General features: G+C 65.0%; 11 protein-coding genes. 4 read left to right on the top strand and 7 right to left on the bottom strand.

Annotated elements, in window-relative coordinates; translation table 11 throughout:
• Positions 1-29 precede the first annotated feature (29 nt).
• From HWV67_RS19405 to HWV67_RS19375, 7 genes are all read right to left on the bottom strand, one after another.
• A complete protein-coding gene (locus HWV67_RS19405; protein WP_110969159.1) occupies positions 30-569 on the bottom strand; it encodes a DUF2058 domain-containing protein in 540 nt (179 codons plus the stop codon).
• A gap of 28 nt (positions 570-597) precedes the next feature.
• A complete protein-coding gene (gene mazG, locus HWV67_RS19400; RefSeq protein WP_110969158.1) occupies positions 598-1,428 on the bottom strand; it encodes a nucleoside triphosphate pyrophosphohydrolase in 831 nt (276 codons plus the stop codon).
• Positions 1,429-1,494: 66 nt separating this feature from the next.
• Positions 1,495-3,735, bottom strand: coding sequence for a GTP diphosphokinase (gene relA, locus HWV67_RS19395; RefSeq protein WP_095155399.1), 2,241 nt, complete (start codon positions 3,733-3,735; stop codon positions 1,495-1,497).
• 88 nt (positions 3,736-3,823) lie between these two features.
• Positions 3,824-5,191, bottom strand: a complete 1,368-nt coding sequence (gene rlmD / locus HWV67_RS19390) for a 23S rRNA (uracil(1939)-C(5))-methyltransferase RlmD (protein WP_175652405.1) — start codon at positions 5,189-5,191, stop codon at positions 3,824-3,826.
• Positions 5,191-6,093 (bottom strand): cysteine synthase CysM, encoded by a 903-nt coding sequence (cysM, locus tag HWV67_RS19385; RefSeq protein WP_175652482.1) that lies wholly within the window; start codon positions 6,091-6,093, stop codon positions 5,191-5,193. Before cysM ends, rlmD begins: the two co-directional genes overlap by 1 nt.
• A 94-nt stretch (positions 6,094-6,187) precedes the next feature.
• On the bottom strand, positions 6,188-7,558 hold the full coding sequence (locus HWV67_RS19380) for a sensor histidine kinase (protein WP_175652404.1): 1,371 nt from the start codon (positions 7,556-7,558) through the stop codon (positions 6,188-6,190).
• Position 7,559: 1 nt separating this feature from the next.
• On the bottom strand, positions 7,560-8,276 hold the full coding sequence (locus tag HWV67_RS19375; RefSeq protein ID WP_175652403.1) for a response regulator transcription factor: 717 nt from the start codon (positions 8,274-8,276) through the stop codon (positions 7,560-7,562).
• 203 nt (positions 8,277-8,479) lie between these two features.
• Between HWV67_RS19375 and HWV67_RS19370 the strand changes: the two genes are divergently transcribed.
• From HWV67_RS19370 to HWV67_RS19355, 4 genes are all read left to right on the top strand, one after another.
• Entirely contained in the window at positions 8,480-11,233 is a 2,754-nt protein-coding gene (locus HWV67_RS19370) for a response regulator (RefSeq protein ID WP_175652402.1), read from the top strand.
• Between the two features lie 67 nt (positions 11,234-11,300).
• Positions 11,301-12,290: a 2-hydroxyacid dehydrogenase gene (locus HWV67_RS19365; protein ID WP_175652401.1), complete on the top strand. Its 990-nt coding sequence runs from the start codon at positions 11,301-11,303 to the stop codon at positions 12,288-12,290.
• 30 nt (positions 12,291-12,320) lie between these two features.
• A complete protein-coding gene (locus HWV67_RS19360) occupies positions 12,321-12,758 on the top strand; it encodes a hypothetical protein (protein ID WP_095155392.1) in 438 nt (145 codons plus the stop codon).
• Entirely contained in the window at positions 12,758-13,162 is a 405-nt protein-coding gene (locus tag HWV67_RS19355) for an META domain-containing protein (protein WP_095155391.1), read from the top strand. The genes HWV67_RS19360 and HWV67_RS19355 overlap by 1 nt, the downstream gene beginning before the upstream one ends.
• The last annotated feature ends 48 nt before the right edge of the window (positions 13,163-13,210 follow it).

The raw sequence follows: 13,210 nt of genomic DNA, 5'->3' as shown, positions 1-13,210 counted from the left end.
AAACCCCGCCGAGGCGGGGTTTGTCGTTGTTACCACATCAGGTCGTCGGGGATGACGTAGGCGGCGTACGGATCGTCGGCATCCGGTTCTTCCACCTGGGTGTTGAGCAACAGGATGCGCTGGGGATCGCGCTCCTGGATCTTCACCGCCGCTTCCCGCGGGATGATCTCGTAACCCCCGCCATGGGCGACGATGGCCAGCGAGCCGCTGCTCAGCTTGCTGCGCACCAGGGCATTGACCGCGATGCGCTTGACCTTCTTGTCGTCGACGAAGTTGTAGTAGTCCTCGGTGTTCAACTTCGGCAGGCGGGACACGTCGATCAATTGCTTGACCTGCGCGGCACGGGCCTTCTGTTCGGCCTTCTCCTGCTGCTGGCGGTTGAGTTCCTGGTCACGCGCGGCTTTCTCGGCCATCGCATCCTTGGCCAGGCGCTGCTGGCTGTCGTCGACCTCGACCTGGCCTTTTTGCTCCAGGCGTTTCTGTTTCTTCTGGTCTTTATTGACCTGCTTGACCTGCTTCTGGTTGACCAGACCGGCTTTGAGCAATTGGTCGCGAAGGGAAAGGCTCATTGATGTTCACTCACTTAATGCAAACAGCTCAGCCGCAGCTGGGCAGGTTCTTTTCCTGACGCTTGGCTTCGCCCCAGAGCGCGTCCAAGTCTTCGAGGGTGCAATCTTCAATCGGACGACCTATGTCGCGCAATGCCTGCTCGATAAAACGGAAGCGTCGTTCGAACTTGGCATTGGCGCCACGCAGGGCGTTTTCCGGATCGAGCTTCAGGTGCCGGGCCAGGTTGACGGTGGCGAACAGCAGGTCGCCGACCTCGTCGGCCATCGCCGCCGCGTCTCCGTCCGCCATGGCTTCGAGCACTTCGTCCAGTTCTTCGCGGACCTTGTCCAGCACCGGCAGCGGTCCCGGCCAGTCGAAACCGACCTGGGCCGCGCGCTTCTGCAACTTGGCCGCGCGGGACAAGGCCGGCAGCGCCGCTGGTACATCGTCGAGCAGGGAAAGCTGCTCGGGCACGCTTTTCTCTGCGCGCTCCTCGGCCTTGATTTCTTCCCAGCGCTGCTTGACCTGTTCTTCATCCAGCAACGGGGTGTCCAGCGGCGCATACAGCTCGCCGGTGGGGAAGACATGAGGGTGACGGCGGATCAGCTTGCGGGTGATGCTGTCGATCACCCCGGCAAATTCGAAACGCCCTTCCTCCCGCGCCAGCTGGCTGTAATAGACCACCTGGAACAGCAGGTCGCCGAGTTCGCCCTGCAGGTGCTCGAAGTCACCGCGCTCGATGGCATCGGCCACTTCATAGGCTTCCTCGAGGGTGTGCGGAACGATGCTCGCGTAATTCTGTTTGAGGTCCCACGGGCAGCCGTATTGTGGGTCACGCAGGCGGGCCATGAGGTGCAGCAGATCGTCCAGGGTGTACATCGTCGGCTCTCGTCTGGCAGATAAAACCTCACCGCCCGCCCCGGTTTCCGGAGCGGGCGGCGGGTATCAAGGCGTGCGGTTGCGGCGGGTCTCGATGATGTTCGGCAACTGCGAGATGCGCCCGAGCAGGCGCCCGAGAGCGTCCAGGCCGGGGATCTCGATGGTCAGCGACATCAGCGCGGTGTTGTCTTCCTTGTTCGAGCGGGTGTTCACCGCCAGTACGTTGATCCGCTCGTTGAGCAGGACCTGGGAGACGTCACGCAGCAAGCCCGGACGGTCGTAGGCACGAATGACGATATCCACCGGGTAGGTTTGCACCGGCACCGGCCCCCAGCTGACCTGGATGATCCGCTCCGGCTCGCGCCCGGACAGTTGCAGCACCGAGGCGCAGTCCTGACGGTGGATGGTCACGCCGCGGCCCTGGGTGATGTAGCCAACGATTGCGTCGCCGGGCAGCGGCTGGCAGCAACCGGCCATCTGCGTCAGCAGGTTGCCGACGCCCTGGATCTGGATGTCACCACGCTTGCCTGGCTTGTAGCCGGTGGCCTTGCGGGTAATCAGCTCGACTTCTTCGATGCGCTCCGGCTCGACCAGTTGCTGCGCCGCGTTGACCAGATGGGCCAGACGCAGGTCACCGGCACCGAGGGACGCGAACATGTCTTCGGCGGCCTTGAGGTTGGCCTTCTCGGCCAGCCGTTCGAAGTCCACCTGCGGCAAGCCGAGGCGGCTCAGTTCGCGTTCGAGCAGGGTCTTGCCGGCAGCGACGTTCTGGTCGCGGGCCTGCAGCTTGAACCAATGGACGATCTTCGCCCGCGCCCGCGAGGTGGTGACATAACCGAGGTTCGAGTTCAGCCAGTCGCGGCTCGGGTTACCGTGCTTGCTGGTGATGATCTCGACCTGCTCGCCGGTCTGCAGGCTGTAGTTGAGCGGCACGATGCGCCCGTTGATCTTGGCGCCACGGCAGTTGTGGCCGATCTCGGTGTGCACGCGGTAGGCGAAGTCCAGCGGCGTGGCGCCCTTGGGCAGGTCGATGGCGTGGCCATCGGGGGTGAACACGTAGACCCGGTCAGGCTCGATATCGACCCGCAACTGCTCGGCGAGGCCGCCGATGTCGCCCAGTTCCTCGTGCCACTCCAGCACCTGACGCAGCCAGGAGATTTTCTCTTCGTAATGGTTGGAGCCGGATTTGACGTCGGTGCCCTTGTAGCGCCAGTGCGCGCAGACGCCGAGTTCGGCTTCCTCGTGCATGGAATGGGTGCGGATCTGCACTTCCAGCACCTTGCCCTCGGGGCCGATCACCGCCGTGTGCAGCGAGCGGTAGCCGTTCTCCTTGGGGTTGGCGATGTAGTCGTCGAATTCCTTGGGAATGTGCCGCCAGAGGGTGTGGACGATGCCGAGCGCGGTGTAGCAGTCGCGCATTTCCGGGACCAGCACGCGCACCGCACGCACGTCGTAGATCTGGCTGAACTCCAGGCCCTTGCGCTGCATTTTGCGCCAGATCGAGTAGATGTGCTTGGCCCGGCCGCTGATGTCGGCCTTGACGCCGGTGGCCAGCAGCTCGTTCTGCAACTGGCTCATCACGTCACTGATGAAGCGCTCGCGATCCAGCCGCCGCTCGTGCAGCAGCTTGGCAATCTGTTTGTATTGCTCCGGCTCGAGGTAGCGGAAAGACAGGTCTTCCAGCTCCCACTTGATATGGCCGATGCCCAGGCGGTGGGCCAGCGGCGCGTAGATGTCGAAGACTTCGCGGGCGACCCGGTTGCGCTTCTCGTCATCGGCGCCTTTCACCGCACGGATCGCGCAGGTCCGCTCGGCCAGCTTGATCAGCGCGACGCGAACGTCGTCGACCATGGCCACAAGCATCTTGCGCAGGTTTTCCACCTGCGCCTGGGAGCCCAGCACCAGCGAATGGCGCGGGTTGAGACTGTCGGTGATGGCCGCCATGCGCAGCACGCCATCGACCAGCTTGGCCACCACCGCGCCGAAACGCTGGCCGACTTCGGCCAGGGTGGTCCGGCCTTCGCGCACCGCGCGATAGATCACTGCGGCTACCAGCGAGTCCTGGTCGAGCTTGAGGTCGGCGAGGATCTCGGCGATCTCCAGGCCAGCCTGGAAGCTCGAGGTGCCGTCGGCCCAGGAATGCTTCGCCTGGTTGCCCTTCTTCTCGACGTCCAGCGCGAACTCGCAGGCAACCTTGAGGGCTTGCCGGTCCAGCGCCGCGTCGACGCTGACCACATGATCCAGCCATGCATCGAGATTGATACTGCCGTCGGTGTTGACCGGCTGGTGCACTCTCACCTGTACCATCTTTGTTTACCTTTCCCTACAGCGCATCCGTGATGCGCTTGAAAACACGGGTGCCGTTCCGCCAGATCAGAGAACGCACACCGGGCGATCAGCGACGCTGATCCACCTCGAACAACGCCATGGCCTCGACATGCGCGGTCTGCGGAAACATGTCGAGGATCCCGGCCCTTTTTAACCGGTAACCCTGCTTGACCAACTCGAGCGTATCGCGGGCCAGGGTCGCCGGATTGCACGACACATAGACCAGCCTTTTTGCACCCAGTGCGGCGATATTTCTCACCACTTCGTAGGCACCGTCCCGAGGTGGATCCAAGAGTACCGCAGAAAACCCCTCGGCCGCCCAACCAGACGCACTCAAGGGTTGGGATAAATCCGCCTGAAAAAAGCGAACATTATTCAAATTGTTGCTACGGGCGTTGGCCGCGGCGCGGTCGACCATCACCTGCACACCTTCCACCGCCACCACTTCGGCGGCCTGTTGCGCCAGCGGCAGGGCAAAATTGCCGAGGCCGCAGAACAGGTCCAGAACCCGCTCGTCAGGTTGCACCGCGAGCCAGTCCAGGGCTTGTTCGATCATCGCCGTATTGACCCCGGCATTGACCTGAACGAAGTCGCCGGGCCGATACGCCAGTTCCAGCTTCCACGGCTCCAGGGCAAAACCCAGGGATGCATTCGACTCTACCGGAGCAGGTTCGCCCTCGCCTTGCAGCCAGAGTTGTACACCCGCCTCGCTACAGAACGCCTGCAGACGCGCCAGGTCAGTCTCGGCCAGCGCGGCGGTGTGGCGTACCAGCATGGCCAGCGCGGTGCCGGCGAACAACTCGACGTGTCCGACTACCCGTGGTTTGTCCAGACTCTGCAACAGCATCGGCAGGTGGCGCATCACCGACTGCAAGGGCTGTACCAGCACCGGGCAGTCTTCGATGGCAACGATGTCCTGACTGGCTTCGGCGCGGAAACCGACTTCCAGCTTCGCCGCGCGTTGATCCCAGCGCACCGCTACACGAGCGCGACGGCGGTAGCCGAATTCCGGCCCGCTCAGCGGCGCAGCCCATTGCTCCGGCGCAACGCCAGCGACCCGCTGCAACTGTTCGGCGAGCAGGCGCTGTTTGAGATCGAGTTGGTCGGCATGGGGCAGGTGTTGCAGGTTGCAGCCGCCGCAACGGGCGAAGTGCCGGCACGGCGCCTCGCGGCGCAGCGGGCTCGGGCTGAAGACCCGTTCCAGACGCGCCTCGACCACCTTGCCGTGGGCATTGAGCACACGCGCCTCGACCTCTTCGCCGGCCAGCGCACCACTGACGAACCAGGTGCGTCCTTCGAAGAAGGCGATGCCGCGGCCATCCCCGGCCAGGCGCTCAATGGTCAGGCGTTGTTTCTTGCCCGCAGGAACCTGGGGCGTGCGGCTGCCGCCGGCCGGCTGGAAGCGCAGGCCGCCGTTACGTTTGGCTTTGGACATCAGCGATCCGCGTCGAAAATGCCGGTCGACAGATAGCGGTCGCCACGGTCACAGATGATCGCCACCATCACCGCGTTTTCCACTTCGCGGGACAGGCGCAACATCGCCGCCACCGCACCACCGGAAGACACGCCACAGAAAATGCCCTCTTCGCGGGCCAGGCGGCGGGTGGTTTCCTCGGCTTCGCTCTGGGCCATGTCGACCACGCGGTCAACGCGCTCGGCCTGGAAGATCGAAGGCAAGTATTCGTGGGGCCAGCGACGGATCCCCGGGATCGCCGAGCCTTCCATGGGTTGCAGACCGACGATCTGGATGTTGGGGTTCTGCTCCTTGAGGTACCGCGAGCAACCCATGATGGTGCCGGTGGTGCCCATGGAACTGATGAAATGGGTGATGCCGCCTTCAGTCTGGCGCCAGATCTCCGGGCCGGTACTGACGTAATGGGCCTCGGGATTGTCGCCGTTGCCGAACTGGTCCAGGACCAGGCCGCGGCCTTCATCGCGCAGACGCTCGGCCAGGTCGCGAGCACCCTCCATGCCCTCTTCCTTGCTGACCAGGATCAGCTCGGCGCCGTAGGCGGTCATCGCAGCCTTGCGTTCGGCACTGGAGTTGTCGGGCATGATCAGGATCATCTTGTAGCCCTTGATCGCCGCCGCCATCGCCAACGCAATGCCAGTGTTGCCCGAAGTGGCCTCGATCAGCGTATCGCCCGGCTTGATCTGACCGCGCAGTTCGGCACGGGTGATCATCGACAGCGCCGGACGGTCCTTGACCGAACCCGCCGGGTTGTTGCCTTCGAGTTTCAACAGGAGGGTGTTGCTGGTGTCGCCCGCCATGCGTTGCAAGCGAACCAGGGGGGTGTTGCCGACGCAATCGGCGATGGTGGGGTACTGCAAGGTCATGGCGTTTTCGCAATCCAGACTGCCGGGGTCGCCTATCATACCGGCAATCCGCCCGGCTCCATATCACGCAATGTGTGGAGCTTATAGCCGATAGCTATAACTCCTGATCGGCACCGGGGGGCTTTGCCGCCTGCAGGCGAATGTTCAAACGCAGCCCGTGCCCGCTGTTCTGCGCCCACAAACGCCCGCCCTGGCGCTGCACGGCGTTGCGCGCGATGCTCAGGCCCAGGCCGAAGCCACCGTCGCCGGGACGCGAGCCATCGAGGCGGGTGAAGGCGGCGAAGATTCGTTCCAGTTCCGCCTCATCCACGCCGCCGCCTTCGTCTTCCAGCCAGAGCAGCCAGTGCTCGCCCTGGCGCTGGCCGCCGAGGCGAATCTGGCCAGACGCAGGCGAATGACGAATGGCATTGCGCAAGATGTTCTCCAACGCCTGCGCCAGGCTGTTGAGGTTGCCGAGCACCCAGCAGTCGCCCTCCAGGCTGCAGTGCAGTTGCTCACGCGGCCAGCCGCTCTCGAAGCAGGCATCCTCCACCAGCATCTCCCACAGCGCCTGGACTTCGATCGGCTCGCACGGCAGCGGCGCCCGCTCGGCATCCAGCCAAGCCAATTGCAGGGCGTCTTCCACCAGCCGCTGCATGCACTCCACTTCCCGCCCCAGGCGTTCGCGCAGGGCTGGCAGGTCCTGCTCGCTGTCGCTGGCGACTTGCAGGCGGCTCAGTGGCGTGCGCAGCTCATGGGACAGGTCGCGCAGCAGCTGCTGCTGCAACGTCACCGTGCCTTGCAGGCGCTCGGCCATGTCATCGAAGGCGCGCCCCAGTTCGCCAAACTCGTCATGGCGGCTGGTGGTGGCGCTGGCCACACGGGCGGTCAACTGCTCTGAGCGCCAGGCATTGGCCTGGTCGCGCAACTGATGGAGCGGGCGAATCAACATGCGGTACAGGCCGACGCAGAACAGAAACGTCAGCACGCCTGGAATCAGGCCGCTGGTGACCAAGCGCCAGAACACCAGGTTCCAGCGGTCGGGGATCAGTCGCTGGGGCAACTCGATCACCAGGCTGCCGAGGGCCGAGTCGCCGGGGAACGGCACGCGCATCCACGGCAAGGTGGTGGAGTGACGACTGACCGGCCGCTCCACGCCACGCAGGTTGGTCAGGTGCTCGGTTTCGGCGTCGGTCAGCGGCAGGCTGCCGAGCGATTGCAGGTCGGGGCCAATCACGCTGATAAAGCCGCTTTCACGCTCGCGCATGCCGGTCAGCCAGGCATCGATGCCGGCCGTGCCATTGCGGGTCAGGGCCTGCTCGGCTTCGGCGGCATAGGCTGCCAGCAGGGCCCGGGCTTGCGGCGCGAGATACGCGTTGCGCACCTCCATGTGCCGGCCCCAGGACAGGCTCAAACCGATCAGCAACAGGCAGAAACCCACCAGGAGAATGGCCAGCTTCCAGAACAGTGAATGTCGATTGGGCAACTCAATGGTCCTCGCCGGCGCTCAGGACATAGCCCTGGCCCCAGACGGTGCGGACCTGCCGCTCGTGATAACCGATGGCCTTGAGCTTGCGGCGAATCTGGCTGACATGCATGTCCAGGCTGCGGTCGTGGCGCGCGTAGCCACGCTGCAGAACATGCTGATAAAGGAAGGCTTTGCTCAACACCTCATCGAGGCTGCGGTGCAAGGTGTCGAGCAAGCGGTATTCGCTGGGGGTCAGGCCCGCCGCCTGACCGCCGTGGCGCACATCGCAAGCCTCGTCGTCGAACACCAGTTCGCCAGCGGCCGCCTGCACCACCGGCGGATGCCGCCGCTCCAGCGCCACGCGGCGCAGGATGGCTTCGATCCGCACGCGCAACTCGGCCATGCTGAACGGCTTGGGCAGGTAATCGTCGGCACCGCGCTGGAAACCGGTGATGCGATCCGCCTCGGCGCCCAGCGCCGACATCATGATCACCGGGGTGCTGCTGCGTTCGCGCAACTGCATCAGCGCATCGAGCCCGGTCATGCCCGGCAGCAGAATGTCCATCAACACCACGTCGAAATGCCGCTGGCGCGCCTGCTCCAGGCCGTCGCGACCATTGCGGCACCAGGTGACGAGGAAGCCACTACGCTCCAGTTGCTCGTGCAGATAGGCACCCAGCACCGGGTCGTCTTCGATGGCGAGGATGTTGGGATTGCGGATGACGGCGGGATTCATTGGCGGCTGCTAGCAATTCTCAATCGCGGGATTATTGAGCATTGCTCTCCCCCAGGCAACCAGACCAGGGTAGAAGGGCCGGCTCACCCGACCAGAGACAAATAAGTGCAATACACCGGCAGTCGCGGTAGTTTTCTTCCCTGGTCCTGTCGGCACAGCCCGACAGCGAACCTCCAGCGCAGCGCAGACACAGGAGATCGGGCGTGCTGAATCGTTTTGGAATCAGGACTCGCGTACTGCTGCTCGCCGTCGTTCCCGCCGCGACCATGGCGCTGGTACTGGGCGGTTATTTCACGTGGGTGCAACAAAACGAATTGCAGACCCAACTGCTCCAGCGCGGGCGGATGGTCGCCGAGAGCCTGGCGCCGCTGGTGGCGCCGGCCCTGGCGCGCAAGGACCGAGCGCAACTGGAGCGCATCGCCACCCAGACCCTGGAACAGCCCGACGTGCGTGCGGTGTCGTTCCTCTCCCCCGACCGCGGCAGCCTGGCCCACGCCGGCCCGAGCATGCTCAACCTGCCGCCCGCCGGTGGCGGCACCCAACTGCTGCAACGCTCCGGCAGCGATGCGACCCGGTACCTGCTGCCGGTGTTCGGTCGTCACCGCGACCTTGCCGACGACCCGGTACCCCAGGAAGTCGACCGCCTGCTCGGCTGGGTGGAGATCGAGGTGTCCCACGGCGGCACGCTGCTGCGCGGCTACCGCAGCCTGTTCGCCAGCCTGCTGCTGATCCTGATCGGCCTGATGGGCACCACCCTGCTGGCACTGCGCATGAGCCGAGCGATCAATGGCCCGATCGGGCAGATCAAGCACGCGGTCAGCCAGCTCAAGGACGGCAATCTGGAAGAGCGCCTGCCGAACATGGGCAGCTACGAGCTGGACGAGCTGGCGGGCGGCATCAACCGCATGGCCGAGACCCTGCACAACGCCCACGAAGAACTGCAGCACAGTATCGACCAGGCCACCGAAGACGTCCGGCAGAACCTGGAAACCATCGAAATCCAGAACATCGAACTGGACATGGCGCGCAAGGAGGCCCTGGAGGCCAGCCGGATCAAGTCCGAATTCCTCGCCAACATGAGCCACGAAATCCGTACCCCGCTCAACGGCATCCTCGGTTTCACCCACCTGTTGCAGAAAAGCGAGCTGACCCCGCGCCAGCTCGATTACCTGGGCACCATCGAAAAATCCGCCGACAGCCTGCTCGGCATCATCAACGAGATTCTCGACTTCTCGAAGATCGAGGCCGGCAAGCTGGTGTTGGAGAGCATTCCGTTCAACCTGCGCGACCTGATCCAGGACACCCTGACCATCCTCGCCCCGGCCGCCCACGCCAAGCAGCTCGAACTGGTCAGCCTGGTCTACCGCGACACGCCGCTGTCGCTGGTGGGTGACCCGCTGCGGCTCAAGCAGATCCTCACCAACCTGGTCAGCAACGCCATCAAGTTCACCCGCGAGGGCACCATCGTCGCCCGCGCCATGCTCGAAGACGAAAACGACGACAGCGTGCAACTGCGCATCAGCATCCAGGACACCGGAATCGGTTTGTCCGCGCAAGACGTGCGGGCGCTGTTCCAGGCCTTCAGCCAGGCCGACAACTCGCTGTCGCGGCAACCCGGCGGCACTGGCCTTGGGCTGGTGATTTCCAAGCGCCTGATCGAGCAGATGGGCGGCGAGATCGGCGTCGACAGCACGCCGGGCGAAGGCTCGCAGTTCTGGGTCAGCCTGAACCTGCCCAAGGCCCGCGACACGATCGAAGACCAGCCGCTGCCGATTCTTCAAGGTCGGCGCACCGCCATCGTCGACAACCACGAACTGGCCCTTCAGGCCCTTGAACATCAACTGGAAGACTGCGGGCTGAACGTCACCACCTTCAGTTCGCCAGAACATCTGCTCAGCGGCGTCGAGGCCGCGCGGCTAGCCGGCCAGCGCTTTGAGTTGGCGGTGCTCGGGGTCAACCTGCATGACCTGCCGCCCGAGCGGCTGGGCCAGTTGATCCAGCGTCTTGAGCATTTCGCCTGCCAGGCCCTGGTGCTGTGCCCGACCACCGAACAAGCGCTGTATCACCCCTTCCTGCCCAACGCCCACGGCCAGCTCTACGCCAAGCCGGCCTGCACGCGCAAACTGCGCCGGGCGCTGCTGGAACTCATCCAGCCACGGCGCAGCAACAGCGAGATAAAGCCCCCACCGGGCCAGCGTCTGCCCAAAGTGCTGTGCGTCGATGACAACCCGGCCAACCTGCTGCTGGTGCAGACCCTGCTGGAAGACCTCGGCGCCGAAGTGCTCGCCGTGGACTGCGGCGCCTCGGCGATCAAGGCGGTGCAGCAGGACAACTTCGACCTGGTGCTGATGGACGTGCAGATGCCGGGCATGGACGGTCGCGAGTGCACCGAGCAGATCCGCCGCTGGGAAGCCGGCCAGGGCGGCCAGGCGCTGCCCATCGTGGCGCTCACCGCCCACGCCATGGCCAACGAAAAACGTGCCCTGCTGCACAGCGGCATGGACGACTACCTGACCAAGCCGATCAGCGACCGGCAACTGGCCCAGGTGGTGCAGAAATGGACCGGTTTGCCGGTCAGCCTCAACCGCACCGAACGCCAGGCCGAGCCGTACCACGGCGGCAGCGAACTGAGGGTGCTGGACCCGGATGAAGGCTTGCGCCTGGCCGCCGGCAAACCGGACCTGGCCGCCGACATGCTGGCGATGTTGCTGGCGTCGCTGGAGTCCGATCGCCTGGCGATCCGTGCCGCCCGCGATGCCGATGACCGCGCCGCGACTATCGAGCGGGTCCACCGTCTCAATGGCGCGACCCGCTACTGTGGCGTGCCGCAATTGCGCGCCGCCTGCCAGCGCAGCGAAACCCTGCTCAAACAGGACGATCCGGAGGCGCCGCAGTCGCTGGACGAACTGGAACGGGCCATCGACCGCCTGACCTGGGCCGCGCGCCAGAGCGCCTGACCTGGGGCAAGGCGGTTTTTGCCGGCGTGGCTACACTGGCGCCATTCGATCGATCGGGAGCATGACCATGCGTGCCTTGTTTTTCAGCAGTCAGGCCTATGACCAGGACAGTTTCAACGCCGCCACGGCGGTGCCGGACCTGGAGCTGCACTTCCAGCCCGGCCGCCTGACCGAGGACACTTCCGCCCTGGCCGCCGGCCATGAGGTGGTCTGCGCCTTCATCAACGACGACCTGTCCGCGCCGGTGCTGGAGCGCCTGGCAGCAGGCGGCACGCGACTGATCGCACTGCGTTCGGCGGGCTACAACCATGTCGACCTGCCCGCCGCCCGCCGCCTGGGCCTGACCGTGGTGCGGGTGCCGGCCTATTCACCCCACGCCGTGGCCGAACATGCGGTCGCCCTGATCCTGGCGCTGAACCGGCGCCTGCACCGCGCCTACAACCGCACCCGCGAAGGCGATTTCAGCCTGCACGGCCTGACCGGCTTCGACCTGCACGGCAAGACCGTCGGCGTGGTCGGCACCGGCCAGATCGGCCTGGCCTTCGCCCGCATCATGGCCGGCTTCGGCTGCCAGTTGCTGGCCTACGACCCGTATCCCAACCCCGAGGTGCAAGCCCTCGGCGCCCGTTACCTGCCGCTCGACGAGCTGCTGCGCGAGTCGCGCATCATCAGCCTGCACTGCCCGCTGACGCCGCAGACCAAACACCTGATCAACCCGCGCAGCCTGGCCGACCTGCAGCCGGGCGCGATGCTGATCAACACCGGCCGCGGCGCGCTGGTGGACACGCCGGCGCTGATCGAAGCGCTGAAAAGCGGCCAGCTCGGCTATCTGGGCCTGGATGTGTATGAAGAAGAGGCGCAGATTTTCTTCGAAGACCGCTCCGACCTGCCGTTGCAGGATGACGTGCTGGCGCGGCTGCTGACCTTCCCCAACGTGATCATCACCGCGCACCAGGCATTCCTCACCCGCGAGGCGCTGGCCGCCATTGCCGGCACCACCCTGGACAACATTGCCCGGTGGATGGTCGGCCAGCCGCAGAATCTGGTGGAGGGATGAGGTAGGATACGCGGCAAATTTGGAGGCCCCATGGTCGAACACGATTTCCGCTACACCCTCTTCAACCCGCAACACACCCTGATCGAATGCCGCGCGCTGGTGCCGGGCCGTTACCAGGTCACCGGCAACGGCGGCTCGATCCAGAAAGGCGACGTCCTGCTGGTCACCCTCAAGGGCAGCAAGACCCTGTCGATGCGCCTGACCGTCGACAGCGTCCGCCACCTGATCAACCCGAGCGGCCAGTGGGTCGCGGTGGCCACGGGTCCGGTGTTCGGCGAACTGGCGATTCATCAGTGGCAGGTCAACTGCGACAGCTGCGAAGCGACCCTTGACTTCGAGTTCGCTGTCGACGCCAAACTGGGCAAGAAAGCCCAGCAACCGGCCGCCGTGGCACGCGTTGCCGAGCTGGGCTGGAGCACCAAGGGCGACAAGCACCAGTGCCCGAAATGCCGGGAGCAGGCGCGGTAATGAACAGGATTCTGTTGAGCGGACTGGTCGCCGCGGCCCTCGCGGGTTGCGCGGCCGAGCCGATGAAACTGGAGCAGGAACGCAGCTACGTGCTGGAGTGGATCGGTGAACGACCGCTGATGGACTACAGCCACCTGACCCTGACCCTCGCCGCCGATGGCCGGGCCTACGGCAATGCCGGCTGCAACCACTGGTTCGCGCCGTACACCCTGCAAGGCAGCACGCTGAGCTTCGGCGCCGTGGGCAGCACCCGCAAACTGTGTGCCCCGGCATTGATGGAGCAGGAAAAACGCTTCCTGCAGGCGCTGACCACGGTCCAGCGCTGGGACATCTCGCCGATCGAGCAGGTCAGGTTCTGGCCTGCCGAAGGCAAGCCGCTGCGCTTCTGGCCTGAAGAAGGCTAAGCCCGACCCGCCCAAAGCCCTTGTAGGAGCGAGCTTGCTCGCGAAGGA

This window comes from Pseudomonas sp. Marseille-P9899, from assembly GCF_903166565.1.
In the GTDB taxonomy this organism is placed as follows: Bacteria; Pseudomonadota; Gammaproteobacteria; order Pseudomonadales; family Pseudomonadaceae; genus Aquipseudomonas; species Aquipseudomonas huaxiensis.
This window is presented reverse-complemented; position numbering and strand designations above follow the sequence as displayed.